The sequence below is a fragment of the Georgenia halophila genome (genome assembly GCF_039541595.1).
Genome location: NZ_BAABGN010000002.1, coordinates 170,673 through 192,035 on the forward strand (window position 1 = coordinate 170,673; position 21,363 = coordinate 192,035).

The 21,363-nt window shown below is 69.1% G+C and carries 17 protein-coding genes and 1 pseudogene; 8 read left to right on the forward strand and 10 right to left on the reverse strand.

What is annotated here, in order from left to right:
• The first annotated feature begins 1 nt into the window (after nt 1).
• The 5 genes from ABD907_RS02410 (at nt 2) to ABD907_RS02430 (ending at nt 5,174) form a co-directional block, all read left to right on the forward strand.
• A complete protein-coding gene (locus tag ABD907_RS02410; protein WP_345214893.1) occupies nt 2–673 on the forward strand; it encodes a DUF4129 domain-containing protein in 672 nt (223 codons plus the stop codon).
• On the forward strand, nt 670–1,878 hold the full coding sequence (locus tag ABD907_RS02415) for a DUF4350 domain-containing protein (protein WP_345214894.1): 1,209 nt from the start codon (nt 670–672) through the stop codon (nt 1,876–1,878). Before ABD907_RS02410 ends, ABD907_RS02415 begins: the two co-directional genes overlap by 4 nt.
• Nucleotides 1,875–3,002: an AAA family ATPase gene (locus ABD907_RS02420; RefSeq protein WP_345214895.1), complete on the forward strand. Its 1,128-nt coding sequence runs from the start codon at nt 1,875–1,877 to the stop codon at nt 3,000–3,002. Before ABD907_RS02415 ends, ABD907_RS02420 begins: the two co-directional genes overlap by 4 nt.
• Nucleotides 3,002–4,294: a DUF58 domain-containing protein gene (locus tag ABD907_RS02425; RefSeq protein WP_345214896.1), complete on the forward strand. Its 1,293-nt coding sequence runs from the start codon at nt 3,002–3,004 to the stop codon at nt 4,292–4,294. The genes ABD907_RS02420 and ABD907_RS02425 overlap by 1 nt, the downstream gene beginning before the upstream one ends.
• Nucleotides 4,295–4,790: 496 nt before the next feature.
• Nucleotides 4,791–5,174: an RNA-binding S4 domain-containing protein gene (locus tag ABD907_RS02430; RefSeq protein WP_345214897.1), complete on the forward strand. Its 384-nt coding sequence runs from the start codon at nt 4,791–4,793 to the stop codon at nt 5,172–5,174.
• Nucleotides 5,175–5,190: 16 nt separating this feature from the next.
• Here ABD907_RS02430 and ABD907_RS02435 read toward each other — a convergent pair whose 3' ends face one another.
• The 6 genes from ABD907_RS02435 to ABD907_RS02460 all read right to left on the reverse strand — a co-directional run bounded on the left by ABD907_RS02435 (nt 5,191) and on the right by ABD907_RS02460 (nt 11,973).
• Complete coding sequence (locus ABD907_RS02435; protein ID WP_345214898.1) at nt 5,191–6,627, reverse strand: peptidoglycan DD-metalloendopeptidase family protein; 1,437 nt, start codon at nt 6,625–6,627, stop codon at nt 5,191–5,193.
• Nucleotides 6,628–6,636: 9 nt separating this feature from the next.
• The gene (gene ftsX / locus ABD907_RS02440) at nt 6,637–7,551 is read right to left on the reverse strand and encodes a permease-like cell division protein FtsX (RefSeq protein ID WP_345214899.1); all 915 of its coding nucleotides are present in this window, start codon (nt 7,549–7,551) and stop codon (nt 6,637–6,639) included.
• A gap of 14 nt (nt 7,552–7,565) precedes the next feature.
• Nucleotides 7,566–8,255: a cell division ATP-binding protein FtsE gene (ftsE, locus tag ABD907_RS02445; RefSeq protein WP_345214900.1), complete on the reverse strand. Its 690-nt coding sequence runs from the start codon at nt 8,253–8,255 to the stop codon at nt 7,566–7,568.
• A 299-nt stretch (nt 8,256–8,554) separates the two neighbouring features.
• Nucleotides 8,555–9,676, reverse strand: a complete 1,122-nt coding sequence (gene prfB, locus ABD907_RS02450) for a peptide chain release factor 2 (protein ID WP_345214901.1) — start codon at nt 9,674–9,676, stop codon at nt 8,555–8,557.
• Nucleotides 9,677–9,775: 99 nt separating this feature from the next.
• Nucleotides 9,776–10,993, reverse strand: a complete 1,218-nt coding sequence (locus ABD907_RS02455; RefSeq protein WP_425555660.1) for a multidrug effflux MFS transporter — start codon at nt 10,991–10,993, stop codon at nt 9,776–9,778.
• 74 nt (nt 10,994–11,067) lie between these two features.
• Nucleotides 11,068–11,973, reverse strand: coding sequence for a LysR family transcriptional regulator (locus ABD907_RS02460; RefSeq protein ID WP_345214903.1), 906 nt, complete (start codon nt 11,971–11,973; stop codon nt 11,068–11,070).
• 71 nt (nt 11,974–12,044) lie between these two features.
• Here ABD907_RS02460 and ABD907_RS02465 point away from each other — a divergent pair, with 71 nt between their 5' ends.
• Nucleotides 12,045–12,518 carry a CBU_0592 family membrane protein gene (locus ABD907_RS02465; protein ID WP_345214904.1) on the forward strand — a complete coding sequence of 158 codons (474 nt, stop codon included), beginning with the start codon at nt 12,045–12,047 and terminating at the stop codon, nt 12,516–12,518.
• A gap of 183 nt (nt 12,519–12,701) precedes the next feature.
• Here the strand turns inward: ABD907_RS02465 and ABD907_RS02470 are convergent, their stop codons facing one another.
• The 3 genes from ABD907_RS02470 to ABD907_RS02480 form a co-directional block, all read right to left on the reverse strand.
• Complete coding sequence (locus tag ABD907_RS02470; RefSeq protein ID WP_345214905.1) at nt 12,702–13,640, reverse strand: hypothetical protein; 939 nt, start codon at nt 13,638–13,640, stop codon at nt 12,702–12,704.
• A 69-nt stretch (nt 13,641–13,709) separates the two neighbouring features.
• Entirely contained in the window at nt 13,710–14,000 is a 291-nt protein-coding gene (locus tag ABD907_RS02475) for a hypothetical protein (protein WP_345214906.1), read from the reverse strand.
• An 812-nt stretch (nt 14,001–14,812) separates the two neighbouring features.
• Nucleotides 14,813–16,417, reverse strand: a complete 1,605-nt coding sequence (locus tag ABD907_RS02480) for an N-6 DNA methylase (RefSeq protein WP_345214907.1) — start codon at nt 16,415–16,417, stop codon at nt 14,813–14,815.
• Nucleotides 16,418–16,513: 96 nt separating this feature from the next.
• Between ABD907_RS02480 and ABD907_RS02485 the strand changes: the two genes are divergently transcribed.
• Complete coding sequence (locus ABD907_RS02485; RefSeq protein ID WP_345214908.1) at nt 16,514–19,495, forward strand: Eco57I restriction-modification methylase domain-containing protein; 2,982 nt, start codon at nt 16,514–16,516, stop codon at nt 19,493–19,495.
• 11 nt (nt 19,496–19,506) lie between these two features.
• On the opposite strand, the pseudogene ABD907_RS02490 reads toward ABD907_RS02485, so the two are convergent.
• Nucleotides 19,507–19,932 (reverse strand): annotated as a pseudogene (locus ABD907_RS02490) (transposase); the annotation flags it as partial.
• Nucleotides 19,933–19,957: 25 nt separating this feature from the next.
• Between ABD907_RS02490 and ABD907_RS02495 the strand changes: the two are divergent.
• Nucleotides 19,958–21,259: a recombinase family protein gene (locus ABD907_RS02495; RefSeq protein ID WP_345215411.1), complete on the forward strand. Its 1,302-nt coding sequence runs from the start codon at nt 19,958–19,960 to the stop codon at nt 21,257–21,259.
• Nucleotides 21,260–21,363: the final 104 nt, after the last annotated feature.

Sequence of the window (21,363 nt, forward strand, 5' to 3'; positions counted from 1 at the left end):
CGTGACCGGTGTACGCGCCGGCGTGCCCGTCGAGCCCGATGCCGCCGAGGCACAGCGGTGGGCCGAGGAAGAGCTCGCCAAGGCGGTCTACGACAACCAGCCAGGACTGATCGAGCGGATCCTCGAATGGCTCGGCAGGCTGCTGAGCGACATCGGATCCATGGGGATGGAGGCGCCACCGGCATTCGTGCCGCTTGTCGTGGTGCTGGCCTTCGTCGTCGTGGTGGTCGTCTCGCTGCTGCTCGGCGGACGGGTCCGCGCACGGCGGACGGCGCAGCGGCAGGATTCGCACCAGCTCTTCGACGACGTCCGCGACAGCGCCGCGCTCCTCGCGGCCGCGGACGACGCCGCCCGGCGCGGCGACTGGGTGACCGCCACTCTCGAGCGGTTCCGCGCGCTCGTCCGTTCGCTGGACGAGCGCGCGGTCCTGGAGGACCGCGCCGGTCTGACGGCGTACGAGGCCGCCACGCTTGCGGCCGCGGCACTGCCGGACCACACCGACGGGCTGCGCTGGGCGGGCCGGCTCTTCGACGACGTCTGCTACGGCCACCTTGCCCCCGGACAGGCCGAGGACCGGCAGCTGCGTGAGCTGGCCTCCGCCGTCTCGAGGGCGCGGCCCGCCCGGCACGACGATCACCGACCCGTCGGCGCCGGCTGGGCGGAAGTGCGATGACGACCACCACCTCGACATCCCCCAGCGTGGCGTCGCCGGAAGGAGCCGGCCCCCGGTCTCCCGATGACGCCGCACCCGGCACGCGGCGACGCCGCCGTCGCCGCCGCGTCGTCACCGCCGCCGTCGTGGTGGTCTTCCTCGCCCTCGCGATCCTGGCCACGCTGCTCCAGCAGCGCACGTCCGGGCGGGCGCTCGCACCCGACAACCCCGCACCGCAGGGCACCATGGCGGTCGCCGAGATCCTCCGCGGCCAAGGGGTCGCCGTCGAGGAGGCGGACAGCTTCGCCGAGCTGACCCACGTGGCCGGCCCGAGGACGACGGTGTTCGTCACCGACGTCTCCGACCTGCGGCCCGGCCAGTACACCGAGCTGTTGGGCACCGGCGCCGACCTGGCGATCGGCGGGAACCTGTTCGTCGACCCGGAGGTGGTCGCGGACATGCCGATCACCCTCGCCGGCCCGAGCGTCGAGGAGGTGGTCCAGGCGCAGTGCGCGGCCCCCGACGCACAGGCGGCCTCTCGCATCGCGATCGGTGGCGGCTCGGTCACCGCCACCGGCTCCGACGTCGAGTTGTGCTTCCCCGCCTCCGAGGGCGCGGGCGGCGCGTACGCCGTCTGGGAAGACGAAGGCTCCACCGTCCGCTACCTCGCGGACGTGGGACCCGTGACCAACGCGGCCCTCGAGGACCACGGCCACGCCGCTCTCGCCCTGCGCATGCTGGGCCATCACGGGAACGTCGTCTGGTACCTGCCACAAGCTGGGTCGACCGGCGGTGCCGAGGACCGCGGCGCGCCGCTGATGCCGCCCGCGGGCACCTGGGTGCTGTGGGCGCTGCTCGCCGCGGCGGTGGTTCTGGCCGTCGGCAAGGCCCGCGGCCTGGGACCTGTCGTCATCGAGGTCATGCCGGTGGTCGTCCGGGCGGCGGAGACCACCCGGGGGCGCGGCCGTCTGTATCGTCGCGGCGGTGCCCGCGACCACGCCGCCGCCGCCCTGCGGGCCGGCGCGGCGGTGCGCATGTCGCGGGCCCTCGGCTTACCCAGGTCAGCGGACCGGCCGAGCCTCGTCGACGCCGTCGCCCGCGCGACCGGGTGGCCGCACACGGACGTCGACAACCTGCTCTACGGCACCGCACCGACCGACGACGGCGGCCTGCTGGCCCTGTCCACCATGCTCGACGCCCTGGAGAAAGAGGTCCACCGATCGTGAGTCAGCCCCCTATCGGCCCGTCCCCCGCGAGTCCGAACCAGCCCGCCCACGCCGGTCCCCCGCAGCCCACGGGCGACGAGCGTTTCGCGCCGCAGGCGTCGGCACCGTCGGCACCGCGGGCCGGCGGCGACGTCCCGACCGGGCCGACCCCGGGGCCGGCCCCGGCCGTGGCCGAGTCCGTGGCGCGGAGCCGGCTCGGCTCGTTGCGCACCGAGGTCGGCAAGGCGGTCGTGGGCCAGGACGCGGCCGTGACGGGTCTCGTCATCGGGCTGCTGTGCGGCGGCCACGTGCTCCTCGAGGGTGTGCCTGGCGTCGCCAAGACGCTGCTCGTGCGGACGATGGCCGCCGCGCTCGACCTGGGCACCAAGCGGGTGCAGTTCACCCCCGACCTGATGCCCGGCGACGTGACCGGTTCACTGGTCTACGACGCCCGCACCGCCGAGTTCTCGTTCAAGGAGGGCCCGGTCTTCACGAACCTCATGCTCGCCGACGAGATCAACCGGACGCCGCCGAAGACGCAGGCCGCGCTGCTGGAGGCGATGGAGGAGCGGCAGGTCTCCGTGGACGGCATGCCCCGTCTGCTGCCCGAGCCCTTCATGGTCATCGCCACACAGAACCCCGTCGAGTACGAGGGCACGTATCCCCTGCCCGAGGCACAGCTGGACCGGTTCCTGCTCAAGCTGCTGCTGCCCCTGCCCGAGCGTCGCGACGAGATCGAGGTCCTCGTCCGGCACTCCCTCGGCTTCAACCCCCGGGACCTCGCGGCGGCCGGCGTGAGCCCCGTCGGGCGACCCGAGGACCTGGAGGCGGCCCAGGCGGAGGTGCGCGAGGTCCAGGTCGCACCGGAGGTGATCGGCTACGTCGTCGACATCGTCCGGGCCACCCGCACGTCCCCGTCGTTGTCGCTGGGCGTCTCACCACGCGGCGCCACGGCCCTGCTCGCGACCGCGCGTGCCTGGGCCTGGCTGTCCGGCCGCGGCTACGTCACCCCGGACGACGTCAAGGCGCTCGCCCACCCGACCCTGCGCCACCGCGTCCAGCTGCGCGCCGAGGCGGAGCTCGAGGGCGTCACCGCGGAGACGGTGCTCGACGGCGTGCTCGGCACCGTGCCCGTCCCCCGCTGATGATCCCCACCACCCGGGCGGCGATCGTCACCGCCGTCGGCGCCCTGCCGGCGGCCCTGTGGCCGCGGGCGTCGACGCTGCTGCTCTGGGTCGGCCTGGTGGTGCTCGCGTGCGTCGCCGACGCGGTGCTGGCCGCTTCCCCGAAACAGGTCGCGGCCGAGCGTTCGGTGTCCGGGTCGGTACGACTCGGCGAGCCCACCTCCTCGGCGGTCACTCTGACGAACACCGGACGACGTCGGCTCCGGGCCCTGGTCCGCGACGCCTGGCCGCCGTCGGCCGGGGCGGAGCAGAACCGCCACCGGGTCACGGTGCCGGCGGGCGAGCGTCGCCGCCTCCGCACCGAGCTGGTGCCGAGCCGGCGCGGCGACCGGCAGGCCGACCTGGTCACCGTCCGTTCGTTCGGCCCGCTGGGGATGGCCGCCCGCCAACGCTCGCTCCGCGCCCCGGCCACCCTGCGGGTGCTCCCGCCGTTCCACTCCCGGCGCCACCTGTCCTCGCGCCTGGCCCGGCTGCGCGAGATCGACGGCCGGGCCGCCGTCCTGATCCGCGGGCAGGGCACCGAGTTCGACTCCCTGCGCGAGTACGTCATCGGCGACGACGTGCGCGCGATCGACTGGCGGGCCACGGCACGCCGCGCCGACGTCGTGGTGCGTACCTGGCGCCCGGAGCGCGACCGCCGGGTCCTGGTGATCCTCGACATCGCCCGTCTCTCCGCCGCCCGCCTGGGAGACGCCCCGCGGCTGGACGCCCAGATGGAGGCGGCCCTGCTGCTCGGCGCCCTGGCCACGCGTGCCGGCGACCGGGTGGACCTCGTGGCGGTCGACAGCGAGGTCCGGGCGCGAGTGGCCGGGGAGACCGGCCCCCGGCTCATCGGCGCGCTGGCGCAGGCCATGGCGCCGCTGGAGCCGTCCCTGGTCGAGCTGAGCACCACGAAGGTGACGCAGGTGGTGCGGGACACGCTGTCCCAGCGTTCCCTGGTGGTGCTGCTCACCGCGCTGGAGCCCTCGGCGATCACCTCCGGCCTGCTGCCGGCGCTCGGGACGATCGCCGCCGACCACACGGTGGTGCTCGCCTCGGCGTCGGACCCGGAGGCGGTCGAGCTGCGCGCGGACCGGTCCAGCGCCGACGCGGTGTACGACGCCGCCGCGGCCGAGCGGGGCGCGCTCGAGCGCGATGCCGTTGCGGTCCGCCTCAAGCGCCGCGGTGTCGAGGTGGTCGAGGCCGCACCGGACGACCTCGCCCCCGCACTGGCGGACACGTACCTGGCGCTCAAGGCAGCGGGGCGGTTGTAGGTCCCCGCCCGCGGGGCCGGTGCGGCGGGGAGGCCCACAGGGCCGGTGCGGCGGGAAGCCTGTCGCGGGACGTCCGGTCGCTCCTCGGCCATGGTCCCGACAGTCAACCCGGGCCGGCGACCAACCCGGGCCGGCGCCGCGGCCGACGGCCAACCCCGACCGGCGCCGCGACCGGTCAGCTCGACCTCGGCCGATGAGCCTGTCGGTCGTGTGACTCGCTGCGGCTGGAATCCCGCAGGTTATGCCTGCTGAAGCTCGACCGCTCCGCCAGCTGCCAACACGTCGCTGGCTCCGCCGTCGCCCCGGCTGGAGAAGGGAAGGGTATGCCTTCGGAACGGGCGCCGTTGTGCCGGCGCCGCCCAGACCCGCCGAGACGTGGATCCCCGCCGGCAAGCCCCTCGGCCCACGTGACGGGCAAGGGCTGAAATGCCGAAGGCCATGCCTGCTGAAGTCGGACCGGGACACCGGTCGCCCGCCGTCGGCCTAGGCTCGGGGCATGGCGACCGCAAACCCCACCTCGACACGGGTGGACCGGTGGATGTGGGCGGTGCGGCTGTTCAAGAGCCGGTCGCTCGCCACGACGGCGTGCCGGGCCGGCCACGTGCGCGTCAACGGCGAACGGGCCAAGCCCTCGACGACGGTCGCCGTCGGCGACGAGGTGGTCGTCCGGGGCGTGGAACGCGACCGCCCGGAGCGGGTGCTCGAGGTGCGCCAGGTCCTTCTCAAGCGGGTGGGTGCGCCGGTCGCGGCGCAGGCGGTCATCGACCGGAGCCCGGCGCCCGTACCGCGAGACCTCTTTGCGGTGCCGCGGCGCGAGAAGGGCTCGGGCCGGCCGACCAAGCGCGAACGTCGCGAGATCCAACGCCTTCGCGGCTACTGACGCTCCACGACGCGCTTCACCAAAGACCCATCGGGTCGATCGTGGACCCGTTCTTCCACACCTCGAAGTGGACATGGCAGCCGGTGACGGCGCCGGTGGCACCGGTGTAGCCGATGGTCTGCCCCTGGGAGACCCGCTGCCCCTGCGAGACGGCGAACCGCGACAGGTGGTTGTACACCGTGACGTAGGAGGAGCCGTTGATGATGCCGTGGTTGATCATCACCTGGTTGCCGTGCGTGCCGTTGCCGTAGGCCCCCCGGACCGCGGACACGGTTCCGGACGCCGCCGACGCCTGGGCCTCACCGCAGGCTGATCCGAGGTCCACGCCGTTGTGCATGAACCAGCCGCCGGTCATCGGGTACACGCGGTAGCCGTAGGACGAGGTGACGCGCAGCGGCGTGACCGGCGGCATGATGGCGCTGCTGCTGCCACCTCCACCGCCGCCACTGCTGCTTCCGCCGCCACCGCCGCCGCCGCTGCCGCTTCCGCCGCCACCGCCGCCGCCGGACGGCGCGGACTGCTGCTGCTGTTGCTGCGCCCGCTGCTCGGCCTGCTGCTGCGCGCGCCGCTCTGCCGCCGCGCGCCGGCGAGCCTCCTCGGCTGCCCGCCTGCGGTTCTCCTCGTCGATCTTGGCGATCTCCGAGGCGATCTGCTGCTGGTCCTCCTCCAGATCCGCGAGCTGGCTCTGGTACTCGTCCTGCTGCGCCTCGAGCTTCTTCGACAGCTGCGACATCTCGGCCTCGATCTGCTCGATCTCGGCCTTGCGGGCGGCGGCCTCGTCCCGGGCTTCGTTGGCCGCCACGACGGCGGCGTCGGCCTCCACCTTCAGCTCACCGATGCGCACCTTCACGGCCTCGTGGCGCTCCTGCCGGTTGCGGGTGATCGCGGTGGCGGTCTCGAGGTCCCGCAGCACCCGCGTCTGCGACCGGACCGCCGAGGTGGTCACGGAGTAGCTCTCGAGGAAGTCGTCGGTCGAGGAGGCGTCGAGCACGACGTCGAGCGTGGACGTGGCGTTGTCACCGCGGTAGGTGCTCCGTGCGAGGGCGCCCATCGCCGACTCGGTCTGATCGATCTTCTCGGTGCCGGCAGCGATCTCCTCCTCGAGGCTCGCTGCCTCGGCCTCGGCGAGCTCCAGGCGGGCCGCCACCTGCTCCTGCTTCCGCTCGGCGGCAGCGAGTGCCTCCTCGGCCTCGGCGAGCGCCGCCTCAGCCTCCGGCAGGCGGGCACGGGCCCTCTCCAGCTTGAGGTAGGTCTCCGTGAGGTCGGCGTCCACGCCCTCGAGGGATGACTCGAGCTCGGCCTGGCGGTCCTCGTTCCGCTCGCGCTGCTCGACGAGGTCGTCACGGTCCTCGGCGTAGGCGCCGGGAGCGAGCAGGGCGACCGCAAGGACAGCGGCGACGGCGGCCCGGAGGGCGGTCGGTCGGGCGGTGCGTCGGGGGGAAGGACGGCGCACAGTAGTACCTCAGACTTTCGTGTAGCGGCCGAGGGTCACGATCGAGCTGATCCCGGCGAGCAGGATCGCGGCAAGAACGAGGAAGGGCGCGACGGTGAGCACGTCGCCGGTGTCCACGAACTGCACCCACGGTGTCGACGTCGCGAGCCACTCCTCCACCAGGTATCTGACACCGAGGAAGAGCCCGCCCACGGCCAGCACGGCCCCGAAGAGGGCCGCGACGGCGCCCTCGAGCATGAACGGGAGCTGGATGAAGAAGTTCGAGGCGCCGACGAGCCGCATGATCCCGGTCTCGCGCTGACGCGACATGGCGGAGAGCCGGATCGTGGTCGTGATGAGCAGGACGGCGGTGACGATCATGACGCCGGCGAGGCCGATCGAGAGCAGCGTCGTGCGGTTCAGGATGAGGAACAGCGGCTCGAGCTGCTCGCGCTGGTCGACGACGACCTCGACGCCGGGCCGCCCCTCGAGCTCGTCGGCGACGATCTGGTACTGCTCCGGATCGACCAACTTGACTCGGTAGGAGACCTGCATCTGGTCGACGGTCACGGTCTGCGCCCAGACCGTGTCCTCCATCTGCTCCTGGAACGCCTCGTAGGCGTCCTCCTTGGTCTCGACGTAGACCTCCTCGACGTACGGGGCGAGGGCGTCCGAGGCGAGCAGGTCACCGATGGCGTCGATCTGTTCCTGGGTGGCCTCGCCAGTGGCGCAGTTCGGCGTCGAGGAGTTCGCCGGGCACATGAAGGCCGAGACCTCGACCTTGTCGTACCAGTCGCTCTTCAGGTTGTCGACCTGGATCTGCAGCAGTGCCGCCGCCCCGACGAAGGTCAGCGAGACGAAGGTGACCAGGGCCACCGAGATGGTCATCGCGAGGTTGCGGGACAGCCCTTGGAACGTCTGGGAGAGAACAAATCGGAGTCGCATCGCAGTCGTTCCCCTTACCGCGCCGCGCCGTAGACGCCGCGGGACTGGTCACGGACCATGACACCGTCGGAGAGCTCGACGACGCGCTTGCGCATCTGGTCGACGATCTCGTCGTCGTGGGTCGCCATGACGATGGTGGTGCCGGTGCGGTTGATGCGGTCGAGCAGTCGCATGATGCCGATCGATGTCGTGGGATCCAGGTTGCCGGTGGGCTCGTCCGCCAGCAGGACGGCGGGGCGGTTGACCATGGCGCGAGCGATGGCGACGCGCTGCTGCTCTCCACCGGAGAGCTCGTGCGGCAGGCGCTTCTCCTTGCCCTCGAGGCCCACCATCTCGATCACTTCGGGAACGGTGGTCAGGATGTGGTGGCGCGGCCTGCCGATGACCTGCGGCGCGATGGCGACGTTCTCGAAGACCGTCTTGTTGTTGAGCAGCCGGAAGTCCTGGAACACCGTGCCGATCTGGCGGCGCAGATGCGGGACCTTCCAGCGCGAGATCTGGCCGAGATCCTTGCCGAGGGCGTGGATGCGGCCGGAGGTTGGACGTTCCTCTCGCAGCACGAGGCGGATGAAGGTGGACTTACCGGACCCCGAGGCCCCGACGAGGAACACGAACTCGCCGCGCTCGACCTCCAGGCTCACCTGGTCGAGAGCGGGGCGCGCTCCTCGGGCATAGACCTTGGAGACGTTCTCGAATCTGATCACGGCGACTTCTCGGCCAGTCTCGACAATGGGGGAAGGACAACCACTGGCCTCCGCGCAGACTAGGCAGTCCGGGCAGCGCCACCGTCTCCGACACGCCGCTGCGACGGGGCGGAACTGTGCGCCTCTCCCCGGCCCGGTGCCGCGGTCCGGTGGCGCCCCGGAGCCTGGTCAGACCGTCGGCGACGCCACGACCTGGGACGTCGCTCTAAAGACTGGCCACACCAGCCACCCTGAAGGGCGGGACGAGTGCTCGATGCCACAGCGTCGTCGTCGGGCGGTACGCCGGCCGCTTCAGGACCTCAGGCCGCTTCGCTCTCCTGGTTCTTGCGCCAGCGGATGCCGGCGTCGATGAAATCGTCGATCTCGCCGTCGAAGATCGCCGCCGTGTTGCCCGACTCGTACTCCGTCCGCAGATCCTTGACCATCTGGTAGGGCTGGAGCACGTAGGAGCGCATCTGGTCGCCCCAGGACGCCTTGACATCACCGGCGAGCGCCCGCTTCTCGGCGGTCTCCTCCTTCTGGCGCAGCACGAGCAACCGCGACTGCAGGACGCGCAGGGCGGCCGCTCGGTTCTGGATCTGGGACTTCTCGTTCTGCATCGACACGACGGTGCCCGTCGGGATGTGCGTCATGCGGACCGCGGAGTCGGTGGTGTTGACGGACTGTCCGCCGGGCCCGGACGAACGGAAGACGTCGACCTTGATCTCGTTCTCGGGGATCTCGATGTGGTCCGTCTGCTCGATGAGCGGGACGACCTCGACCGCGGCGAAGGAGGTCTGGCGGCGGCCCTGGTTGTCGAACGGTGAGATCCGCACGAGGCGGTGCGTGCCGCCTTCGACGGACAGGGTGCCGTACGCGTACGGCGCCTTGACCTCGAAGGTCGCCGACTTGAGACCGGCCTCCTCCGCATAGGAGGTGTCGAGCACCTGGGTGGGGTAGCCGTGCCGCTCGGCCCAGCGCAGGTACATGCGCATGAGCATCTCGGCGAAGTCGGCGGCGTCGACCCCGCCGGCGCCGGCGCGGATCGTGACGACGGCCTCGCGCTGGTCGTAGGGGCCGGCGAGCAGGGTACGGACCTCGAGCTCGCTCAGGGCCTTGCGGATCGAGGTCAGCTCGGCCTCGGCATCCTCGAGGAAGGCCACCGCGTCGTCGCCCACCTCCTCCTGCCCGAGCTGAACGAGGGCCGCGAGGTCGTCGATCCGCTCACCCATCTTCTCGACCCGGCCGAGGTCGGTCTGGGCGTGGGAGAGCTTGGACGTGATGGCCTGGCCCGCATCAGGGTCGTCCCACAGGTAGGGGTCCGCAGCCTTGTCCGAGAGGTCGGCGATGGTGGCCCGGAGGCCTTCGACATCGGTCACGGCACGGATGGAGTCGAAGGTCGCGCGGAGCTGGTTGATCTCGGCGGAGAAGTCTGTGGCCACGGGCCGCAAGGTTACGCGATACGAGCTGACGACGGCGCAGCGCAGGGTGGGGGCGAGGAACGAGCTCCCGCCCGCAGCGGAGCCCGAGGAAGCGAGACGTCAGGTCCGCCTGTACGCGGGGGTTGCGACCGCCACGATGACCAGTGCGGTGAGCACGGTGCCGAGCATGACGGTGGCCATGGCCGCGCCGTTACCGCCCAGTGCGCCGACCAGCGGAGAGACCGTGCCGGCGATGCCGGCCTGCAACGAGCCCACCAGGGCGGCTGCCGCCCCCGCCCGCTCCCCGTGCTTGGACAGCGCCAGCGCCGAGGCGTTGGGCATCAGGAGCGAGTTCACGGAGATCAGGAGGAACAGGGGAACCAGGAGGGCGATCAGGCCCCCGGTGCCGTCGCCCGCGCTCATGGCGACGCTGAGCAACCAGATGCCGAGGACGGCGGAGGTGGGCGCGACCACACGGATGACGCCGAGCGGCGTGAACCTGCCCATCAGCGCCGCATTGATCTGCGCACCGCCCACCAGGCCGGCGCCGTTGAGCGCGAAGATCAGCGCGAACTGGGTCTCTGTGAGGCCGTACTGCTCCTGGAAGACGAACGGCGAGCCGGCGACGTAGCTGATGATGGCCCCCAGCGCCAGACCCGGCAGCACGGCGAGCGCCATGAACTGGCGGTCACCGAGCAGGGCACGGTAGCTGCGGGCGGCACCGCCCAGGCCTTCCCGGCGCCGTCGCTCCGGCGGCAGGGTCTCCGGCAGCGCGAGCGCCACGACGGCGATCATCACCGCGCCGAGGACGGCGAGAACGACGAAGGTGGCCCGCCACCCCCACCAACCGGCGATGAGGCCGCCGGCGGTCGGCGCGAACAGCGGTGCGACGCCGATCACGAGCATCAGTCGGGACATCAGCACCGACGCGCCGGAACCGGTGTACCGGTCGCGGATGACGGCCATGGCGGTGACCGTGGCGGTCGCGTTGCCGACGCCCTGCAGCACCCGCAGCACCACGAGGGGCCAGATGCCGGGTGTCAGCGCGCACAGCACGGAGACGACGACGTGCAGGCCGAAGCCGACCATGACCGGCAGGCGGCGACCGAAGCGGTCGGAGAGGGGCCCGGTGAGCAGCTGACCGATGGCTCCACCGACGAGCACCCCGGTGATCGTGGCCTGGACGAGCGTCTGTGAGCTGTCGAGGTCGTCGGCCACGGCGGGCAGGGACGGCAGGTACAGGTCGGTGGTGATGGCCGGGAGGGCCGCCATCGAACCGAGCAGGAGGACCAGGGATACGGGGGGCCGCACTTTGGCGGGAAAGCTCACGGCCGTCATCGTTCCACGTCGGCGCCCCTCCGACGACTTCGAACGGGAAGCCCTACCGCCTGGTCAGAACGCCGTACGCACCCTCACAGCGGCTCGAGGGCGGCCGCCACCCGCACCATCTGCTCGAGCACGGCGAGCGTCGCGGCCCGTGGCTCGGTACGCGTGACGCGGTGCCGGACGAACAGTCGCCGAAAACCGAGCCCGGGCAGGGCGACCCACTGCGCGTTCTCGGGCAGCTGCCTGCGGATGGCCAGCTCGGGCAGCAGGGCGATGCCGAGGCCGCCGGCCACCATCGAGAGGGCGACGTCGAAGTCCCGGTAGGTGTGCGCGGCCCTCCGGGTGAGGGACATCTCGGTGGCCAGCCGGCTGAGCGCTCGGGAGGTCGCGCCGCTCTGTCCCGGCATCAGCCAGGCCCGGTCGGAGAGATCGAGCAGGCCGGTCGGCGCGGCGTCGGTGGCGGGGATGGCCACCACCCACGGCTCGTCCAGGAACGGCACGTCGAACGTTCCGGAGGGCGCCGTGGTGGGGACTGCGACGTCCTGTTCCGTGACGAGCAGGTCGAGCTCACCCCGCCGCAGCGCCCGCTGGCCGTGCTCCTCGGCCACCTCGTGCACGATGAGGTCGATGCCGGGCAGTGCCTGCTCGAGCTCTTCGAGCAGCGGGACGAGGACCGCACGGATCACTGTCTGGAAGGCGCCGACCACGACGACGCCCGAGACGTCACCCCCCAGTTCTGCCAGTGCCCGGCGAGTTTCACCGAGCTCGGCCTCGATGCGTTCGGCGACCTCGGCGAGCAGGCGGCCCGCCGAGGTGAGGACCGCACCGGACGGCTGCCGGTCGAGAACTGTGACCCCGGTCTCCGCCTCCAGACGCGCGATTTGCTGCGAAACGGCGGACGGGCTCACGCGGAGCACATCGGCGGCCGCAAGCACTCCTCCCGACCTGCTGACGGCCAAGAGAACGCCAAGTCTGCGTGGGTCGATATCCATGAAGCATAACTGTACTCCGGATGCAGCGACGTTCGATTGAACTTTACTCGTCAGGGCCTCAGGATGGTGGTGTGCCTGAGTTCCTCGTTTCCGTTGTCGCTTCCCTCGGTTGGATCGGCGTCGCCGTCCACCTCTTCGCCTACGCCCGCATCTCCAGTGGTCGCATGCTGCCCGCATCGCTGACCTATCAGACCCTCAACGTCACCGGGGCGCTGGCGGTCGGCGCCAGCTCCGCGGCGAGCGGTGCGTGGCCGTCGGCCGTCGCCAACTTCATCTGGATCGGAATCGGGTTCGTCGCCATCGTGGCGCTGCGCCGCCACATCCTGGAGCGCAGGCTGCGCGCCGCCCGCCAGCGCGCCGCGGAGCTCGCCGAGAAGCGCTTCCGCCGGTCCGCGCGCCGGTCGGTGATCTCACCCGCGGGCGCGACCGTGGACGACTCCTCGGTCGACCTGGAAGCCTTCCCCGAGCGTGCGGCGCCGAGCGCGGCCACCCGCCCGGCGGGCCGCAGCAAGACCCGTCGCCGCCGCTCCAAGGTCGCCGCCTAACCTCGGCCCAGGCGCGGGACTCGCGACGCGAAGGACCGATTCGAGAGCCGGCTCGCTCAGCGGAGCACTTCTAGCAGGTAGAGCCTGTCGGAAGTGCTCCGCTATCGCGTGAGGGGCAGCGGCCCCCTGTTCTGTGGTGTGGATCCGGAAGGCCTTACCTGCCGAAGTCGCGCCACCGGTCGGTCAGTCCTTGTCCTCGAGGCGCGCCAGCGTCCTGCGGGCCTCCTCGACGGCGTCACGCGCCTCCTCGGCCGCGGAGACTGCCGAGTCGCGGTCGTCCTCGGCAGCCTCGAGCCCGTCCTCGGCACTCATGAGCGTCTGCTCGCGTTCGACGAGCTGACGCCGGAGCTCCTCGATCTCCGACCTGAGCTGAAGCGCACGGGCCTCGAGCTTGGAGACCTTCTCCTCGTGCTTGCGCTGCTCGCGCGAGGCCGATTTTGCCGTCCGCTCCGCCTCCGCGAGCGCCTCCTTGGCTCGTTCGAGCGCGGCGCGGCGCTCGGCGGCCTCTTCCTTCGCCCTGGCGGAGTCCTTCTTCGCCTTGCTGCCCTTCTTCTTGCGCCCGCCCTTCGCCGGCTTGGCGCCCCCGCCCCGCTCCCCCAGTGCGTCCGGGACCGCGAGCACGCCGCCGAGGTCGACGGAGTCGAATCCGCTGCTCTCCATGGGTTGGACCAGGAAGCCGGTGCGCAGCGCGGCCGCGGCGTCTTCGTCGGCCATCGCGGCCTGGAGGGTGTCCGCCGTCTGCTCGGCGACTCCGGCGCTCACCTTCTGGCCCTCCTCCTCGGCAAGGTCTCGCGCCTTCCCGACGACGGCGGAGAGCAGCTTGCGGCGCTGCTGGCCTAGGGCCCGGAGCTGCGCGGCGTCGAGCTCGTCCTGGGCCTGGCGCAGCGTCTCGCCGAGCTCGAGGATCTGATCGACCTCGTCCTCCATCTGCCGGACCATGAGATTGGCCAGCCAGGCGGCGACCGACGGCTTGGCCAGGCCCTGGATGGCCCAGGCGAGGTCGGTGTTCCCCTCCTTGCGGACCCCCTTGGCGCGAGCGTTGCGCGTGGAGATGAAGTCGCCGAGCGGCAGGCCGTAGAGCTCGTTCGCGACGGCGACGAGGTCTTGCTGCTGGCTCGGCATGACTCCATTGTGTCGGGCAACGCCGCGACGGCGGCTGTTCTCGGGACCGTACGGCGGCGCCGACGGACATCAGTCCGCACGGGCGCCGGCCGTCACGCGGAGCGTGATGCCGTCGCTCCACGGCACCAAGGCCCACGGGACGAGCGGCGGACGCGAGCGGGCGACGAGCGTGACCTCCGCCGTGGTCCCGTCAGGCGTGCCGGTGGGCTCCGCGACGGCCAGCTCCTCGAACTGGCCGACCACCGGGCCGGGCACGGAGGCGAGGTAGTCGTCCACGGTGCTCCCGGACCAGGGTACGGGCAGCCAGGATCTGGGCAGGCGTCGGTCGATGCGTGACCAGTTGGTCGGTTCGCCAGACACTCAAGCTCCGATCCAGGAGGACGAACGAGTCACGACAGCCACTCTTCGGGATCTACCCGTGCCACGGTAGGTGTAGCCACTCCTGCGTTTATCCGGTTCGCAGCTCACCGAGAAGCCAGCACCATGGGGCCATGACGACTCATGAATAAGCCATCGAGTCCGTGATCCCCGGTCTGGCGTTCCTGGTGCCTTCACCGCCGGCGCACCCATGCAGGCGTTCGGCACGCTCCGCACGGAACGCTTCGAGTGCGTGTGGAAGCGGCACACTGCGTGGCTCGCCGTCGGACAGCCAGCCAAGGAGCAGCCGTTCACCTCTGACGAGCTTTCCGCTCTGGCTCGAGGATCTCCTGCGTCCGCTCGATGCAGACGTTGTCGAGGCGATCCGCGAGAGGCATCGAGCCGACGAGAACCCACACAAAGCGTGGATCATCGTCACCCCCAGCAAGCACGCCGTGCTGACGACGACAGCCGAGGACACTGACAACCTTGTCGAGGTCTTCCTTGAGCTCTACGGCAACCTTGTGGACGCCACCGCTTGAGGAGGGGTGGACGCCAGGAGCGCAACCGTCACGGTGTGTAGCAGACCACCTTGAGGAGGTGAACAACCAATGTCCGTAGAGATCAAGGCACTATCGGAGGAAGAAGTCCGAGTGTGGTTCGTGATGCAGATGAGCGGGGTATCGAGCCCACGCCCTCATCGGCAACGACAGCGACTGGGATGAGTTCCGCGACATCAAGTCGCAGGCCGCAGCGAATAACCACCTCCGCGGTACGAAGCGCCCTGGTTCAACCACCAGGGCGCTTCGTCGTGTTTAGGCGCGCTTCGACCGAGCTGCGCGTCGATCGCGCAGCTGCACCCATGCTCGGCGCAAAGCCGCAACTTCTTCAGGACGGAACCCGAGGCTCTCGACGAGCACTCTCTCGTCAACCAGATCGAGTGCGTCTTCAAACCGTCGTTCCCGAACCAGTTCGTCCACCTTCTGGTGCAGCGTGTCAGAGACGACTGTCGGGTCCACAACGGGCAAGAGCCCACACTCACTGGGCTCGAGTTCGAGGATGCCTCCACCGTAACTACGGCCCAGCACTTCCGAGAGGGCGAATGTTGCCGAGTTGAACGCGCCGACAGCTAGGCGCTTCATGTCGACACCGTCCTTGACGCGAACCCGATGGACGGTGTCTGTGCTCGTCGCACCGGCGCTGTTTGCGATCAAGCGTGGGTGAGTTGATATCTGACGCAGCATGAACCCGTCAGGAGCCCACAACGAGGGCACCTCCCACCAGGCTCGGCGGATACGGCATTTGTATCCCTGGGGTACGCCAGCTCCCTCACCGGCTGCGAGGTAGCTAGCGAGTTGGGGATGCTTCTCGAGGTCGACGTCTTGAGACACCGTAAGAAGGCGCGTCCGAGCCGTCGTGCCATCCTGCTCATCCAAGTCCTCGTTCGTGAAATGCAGACCGCCCACCTGGGTGCTTCGAGCAACCAGAGGCATGGTGAAGTCTGCAAGTCCCCGGTGGTCAACTTCTGATTTGGTCATGCAGAAGAACGAGTTGCGTCCTGTGACCACACCGACGTTCACGTCGGCGTATGTGCCCAGTGGAGTCAGGCGGTGGTCTCTTCTCACGCTACGCAGCAGCTCGATGGCTTCAGTGTCGAGGAAGTACTTCGTCCACTTCTCCGAGTCATGCAGCGGAGCTCGAACAGCGGAGGTATCCGTCTCCCAGAAGGCATCTAGATTCGTAGCATCTGTCAGCTCGACTGTCCGGATCACAGCTGGTCCGTCACCGCGCTCGGCGAGCAACAGCACGACCTCCTGCAGGATGCCTGGAAAGACCAGTTGTTTGAAGGCGACCACCGTGATGCTTGAGCAGTTGTCGACCAAGTAGGAACGGAGGGCTGCCGCGTACCCCACCTGAAGGAGTTCCGCTGGGAGAACAAGGCCGACACGTCCACCGGACCTCACCGCAAGTAGAGAACCCACAACGAACGGGACCCATGCGTTGGTGAGCTTGGTCGGGCGCATGCCCTGGGTGCGCATCAGATCAAGGGCAAGCTCGCGCGAACTCGGATCCCAAGATCCGAAACGGATGTACGGCGGATTGCCGGCGACTCCGTCGAAGGTCGCCTGACGCTGGGGCGTCAACCAGGCGAAGAAGTCAGACACCTCCACGTCTGCACCGATGCTCGCCGCCTTCGCCGCCTCCTCGGGGATCAGCTCGACGGCGGTCACTTGGTCAATGCTGGCAGCTCTGACCAAGTGCTCCAGGATGGCTCCGTCGCCGCAGGCAGGCTCCAGAACCTTGGATCCGGCGGCACTCACCCAGTCAGTGATGAAGCGAGCGATTGGCTCCGGGGTGTAGTACCCACCCCGCAGCTTGTCGCCCTCAGGAGCCGCCTTCGCCGTGAACTGTGTCGCCATACGGCTCATCATCGCGCAGAGCACTGACGATCTCGGTACTGGCGTCTCCGGCGTGCCAACGAGGGCTGCCAGCCCCGACCCAATACGGTCAGTTCTGTGCCGTTCCTACGACCGTCGAAGATCGAGGCCAAGGAACAGATGGCTGCGCTGGTCGATGAGTACCAGCAGCAGGCCAGTGACTTGGAGGCCTCCAACTCTCGTTACACCGAGACCGAGGCACGCGGACAGTTCATCGACCGCTTCCTGACGATCCTCGGGTGGGACGTACACAATCTCGCAGGTCAGCCCCAGATCCTCCGTGATGTCGTGCTCGAACGCATCAGCGAGAGTGACGTTGGGGGCCGCCCCGACTACCGCCTTCGTCTAAACGGCAAGGACCGACTGCCGGTCGAGGCTAAGAAGCCATCGGTACCGCTCGCTTCGGCTGCTGCTGCCGCGCGGCAGACTCGCTCCTACGGATGGTCCTTGTCACTGCCCGCTGCAACTCTGACGAACATGGCCGAGACCGTTGTGTACGACACGACGTTCGCGCCCTCCCCCGAGGATGGCCCCGACGTCGCGGTCGTCCCTGACGGAAGGTTCACTGTCGATCAGTACGTCCCACGGTTTGACGACCTGTGGACGTTGCTCTCGTACGAGTCGGTGACGAGTGACGACTACTACGCGATGTACTCCTTCAGTGAGCCACGGCGGGGAACGTCACCGTTCGACAGAAGTTTCCTGGAGCAGTTCCGCTCGTGGCGACTCAAGCTGGCCCGCGACATCGCTTCCACGAACCCCGGTCTGTTGGCCGACGAGGTGGGCCGTAGAACCCAGCGGCTCCTCAACGCATTGCTGTTCCTCCGCGTGTGCGAGGACCGAAACATCGGGCAGTACGAGGCGCTCCTGAAGTCGGCTCAAGGGAACATGCTGCTGGACGCCTTCCGGGATGCCGATCGGGCGTTCAATGCGGGGCTCTTCGACGTCCTTCAGACCACGAACTACACCTCGACGGCCGTCGCCTCGATCATCCGGGAGATGTACTGGCCGCACAGCAAGTTCGCGTTCGGTGTCTTGCAGCCAGACGTTCTGGCAGCTGTCTACGAGCAGTACCTGGCGGAGCGAGTGCAGATCGACACCCACGGCCAGGTACGACTCGAAGAGAAGCCCGAGCTGACCCACGCAGGCGGCATCGTCGCTACGCCCGCTTGGGTTGTCGAGGATCTGGTCGACTATGCGCTGGAGGACAAGCTCACCCGTGGGCTGCCTGTGCCGGCCGGGCTGTCCCTGGTCGATCTTGCCTGCGGTTCCGGGCCGTTCCTGATCGAGGCGATGAACCGACTCATCGAAGCCGAGGAGGAAGCTGGACGCCACGTCGGTCTGGTAGAACGCGCAGCACTAGCGCAGAACCACCTGTACGGCGTCGACATCGACGGAGCGGCTGTCGAGGTAACTAGGCTGTCGATCCTTCTCACTGTGTTGGGTGAGGAAGTTGTGGACCCATCTCGCGACCGTGGCCTCCTGCCTGACCTCTCCCACAACCTGATCGTCGGCAACTCCCTGATCGAGCCGAAGTTCGATCGCGTTGTTCCAACGGCTGCCATGACCCCTGAACGCCGCTCGGCGGTGGCTCCCCTCGACCTTTCAGCGGCCTTCCAATCGGTGTGCGCGGCTGGTGGGTTCGATGTCGTGGTAGGAAACCCGCCGTACATCCGCATCCAGGTGCTGGCCGAGTTCATGCCTGACCAGCTCGACTACTTCCAGGACGCCCGGAGTGGGTACGGATCGGCCCAATCCCACAACTTCGACGTCTACCAGCTGTTTGTTGAACGCGCTTTTCAGTTCCTCAAGGAGGACGGCCGGTTCGCCTACATCGTGCCCAACAGGTTTACGAACTTGGTGCCCGCCGCAACCATGCGCAGCGTCCTCGGTCCTCGCCTCTCTAGGCTCGTGCACTTCGGCGACCAGCAAGTCTTCGACGGCCGGATGACGTACACCGCGTACGTAATGGCAGGGCCGAAGACAGACGAGCCTGCCGAGTTCTCCATCGTCAGCGATCTTGATGCATGGCAAGACTCGAGAGCCTGCTCTACCGTGCGAGTCGACCGGGCAGATCTGACAGCTGCGCCATGGCCTGTTGCTACCGAAGCACGCACCAAGGTTTTCGAGAAGATGGAGCAGACGGCAGTCGCTCGGCTCGGAGACGATGGATGGGTCAACATCTTCGTGGGCGTCCAGACGTCTGCCGACGGCATCTTCTTCATCCACCCTGACCAGAGCAGATCGACGGACGAAGTCGCCGTCTTCATCGACATCAACGGAGCCCGTCAAGAGGTCGAGTGGGGCATTCTTCGTCCAGCGGTGAAGGATCGGACCTTCGAGCCCTACGGACAAGACCCGATCCCCGACTCTTACGTCATCTTCCCGTACGACGTTCAGCCACCTGCACCAGGCCGAAAGCGTGGCACTGCAACGGTATACGACGAAGCGACCATGCGGGCACGCTTCCCGAAAGCGCTCGACTATCTGATGGCTCATCGCCGAACCCTGACAACCGGACGGAACGTCTCGCCTGACCCAGGACCATCCTTCTGGGCCTACGGCAGGTCCCAGTCACTGACCAAGCTTGACGAGCCGAAGCTCATCGTCCGTGTGCTGTCCCGTGCTCCGCAGTACATGTTCGATGAGGCGGGACTGGTGGTCCCTGGTGGTGGCGATGGCGGCCCCTACTACCTCCTCCGTCCCGACAGCGCTTGCCCATACTCGATCCGTGTCATACAGGCCCTGATGTCCCATCCTGCTGTTGACGCCTACGTGGCTTCACGCGGTCGGGCTTACTTAGGTGCGTACATAGTCCACCGCAAGGCGTTCATGGCGTCGGTGCCAATCCCAACGTTGGACGACGCGCAACAGCAAGCTATCGAGGAGGACGTGGAGGAGGTGCAATCGATAGTTGTCCGACTCCGCACCGAGACCGACGCAGCGCTGCGCACGACGCTCCTCGGCCGCATGGAGGTGCTGCAGGCACAGGTGAATCGGCTGATCTCCGACGCCTACATGCTTTCTGACGCAGACACCTCTGCAATCGTCGGTGACTAGGGCGTGTCTGTTTATCGGTGCGTGCGGTGGTAGGTGACGGTGGCAGCCAAGAGCACGCCGCCGAGGAAGGTCAGCGCGTACTTGTCGTAGCGGGTAGCGATCGCGCGCCACTGTTTGAGGCGGTTGAAGCCTCGTTCGACGGTGTTGCGTTCGCTGTAGAGGGCGGGTTCGAACTTCGGTGGTCTGCCGCCGGCCGCGCCCTTGACCTTGCGGCGCGCGATCTGGTCGCGGCGTTCGGGGATGGTGTGCGCGATCCGCATCCAGCGCAGCCTGGCTCGGGTCGAGTCGTGGGAGTAGGCCTTGTCCGCGAGCAGCTGGAACGCCCCGGCCAGGGACCGGCCGGTCTCGGCCCGGCGCTGGTCCAGCAGCGGCCACAGGTTCGGGTTGTCCCCGCCCTGACCTGGGCCGAGCAGGACGCTCACGGGGGCACCGCCCTGGCTGAGAGCCTGGGCTGGACCGTGGCTGAGGTCTACGAGGACAACGACGTCTCCGCGTCCACCGGGAAGGCGGCCGGCGTACCAGCGCATGATGCGCGACGTCGCCGAGGGGCACCTCGACGCGGTCGTCGTGTGGGACGTCGACCGACTCACTCGAACGCCCCGTGAGCTTGAGGACGTCATCGACCACGCCGACCGCGCTGGCCTCAGGCTCGCGTCCGTCGGAGGCGACATCGATCTCGCCACTGAGCAGGGCCGCATGCTCGCCAGGATGAAGGGCACCGTTGCGCGCTACGAGGTTGAGCAGTCGGCCCGGCGGCTGCGTCGCAAGCATGCCGAGCTCGCCGCTCAGGGAGCCCACAATGGGCGCCGCCCGTTCGGATGGGACCTCGCCCCCACCGGCCTCACCATCAACCAGGCCGAGGCCGCCGTGGTCCGTGAGTGCGTGTCGCGGGTGCTCGCCGGCGAGGGACTGTGGCGGATCCGGAACGACCTAACCAGCCGCGGCGTCACGACCACCACGGGTGGGCCGTGGCAGACGCAGACGCTGCGGCGCATGCTGCTGCGCTGGCGGAACTGCGGCGTCCGCACACACAACGGCACCCCGGTCGCGACCGGCCAGTGGAAGCCAATCATCGATCGAGAGACCCACGATCGCGTCGTCGCCACGCTGACCGATCCGGCACGCAGGAGCAACAACCGCGGCACCGCCATCAAATACCTGCTGACGTCGATCGCAGCCTGCGGCGAGTGCGCCCGACCCATGGTCGGCGTGGCCGAGCACACCTACAAGATCCGCGTCCGCCGCGCCTCCGGGCCGGGTATCCAGACCCGCACCTACCCCCGCTCCTACAAATGCCCCCACGCCGGCTGCATGCGCGTCTCCCGAGGCATGGACGACATCGACGACCTCGTCACCCGCGTGGCCATCGGCGTCCTCGAACGCGACGGTGTCCGCGTCCTCGGCGGAGACCCGGACATCGCCGCGGCGGCGCGGGAACGGATCGACGCACTGCAGGCGAAACTCGCCCTCGCGGCGGACCAGTACGCGGACGACATCATCACCGGCGAGCAGATGGCCAGGATCACCGACCGCGTCCGACCACAGATCACCGCCGAGCACGCACGGCTGCGGACGGCGCTGCCCGCAGAGGGTCTCGCGGCCTTCGCCGGACCCGGCGCTGCTGACGCGTGGGACTCCGCTGACGTGGAGACACGGCGCCGGATCCTGACCGCCCTGGGCATCGAGCTGCGAGTCGATCGCGTGGGCCCGGGGCGTGGCGGCGTGTTCGATCCGGAGTCCGTCCAGATCACCTGGGGGCGCTAGGCGCCACCCTCGGCCTCGAGGTAGGCGTCGACGAGCATCTGCCGCTCCCGGCTACGCCAAGGTCCTCCAGAACGACGAGCAACTCAAGGCCGCCCTGACGCTCA

What these genes read in the sequence shown, in the direction of transcription:
- ABD907_RS02470 (WP_345214905.1), bottom strand. Translation starts at nt 13,640, where the DNA reads ATGCCGAGCCAGCAGCAAGACCTCGTCGCCGTCGCGAACGAGCTCTAC.
- ABD907_RS02460 (WP_345214903.1), bottom strand. Translation starts at nt 11,973, where the DNA reads ATGGATATCGACCCACGCAGACTTGGCGTTCTCTTGGCCGTCAGCAGG.
- ABD907_RS02480 (WP_345214907.1), bottom strand. Translation starts at nt 16,417, where the DNA reads ATGGCGACACAGTTCACGGCGAAGGCGGCTCCTGAGGGCGACAAGCTG.
- ABD907_RS02455 (WP_425555660.1), bottom strand. Translation starts at nt 10,993, where the DNA reads ATGACGGCCGTGAGCTTTCCCGCCAAAGTGCGGCCCCCCGTATCCCTG.
- ABD907_RS02430 (WP_345214897.1), top strand. Translation starts at nt 4,791, where the DNA reads ATGGCGACCGCAAACCCCACCTCGACACGGGTGGACCGGTGGATGTGG.
- ABD907_RS02425 (WP_345214896.1), top strand. Translation starts at nt 3,002, where the DNA reads ATGATCCCCACCACCCGGGCGGCGATCGTCACCGCCGTCGGCGCCCTG.
- ABD907_RS02415 (WP_345214894.1), top strand. Translation starts at nt 670, where the DNA reads ATGACGACCACCACCTCGACATCCCCCAGCGTGGCGTCGCCGGAAGGA.
- ftsX (WP_345214899.1), bottom strand. Translation starts at nt 7,551, where the DNA reads ATGCGACTCCGATTTGTTCTCTCCCAGACGTTCCAAGGGCTGTCCCGC.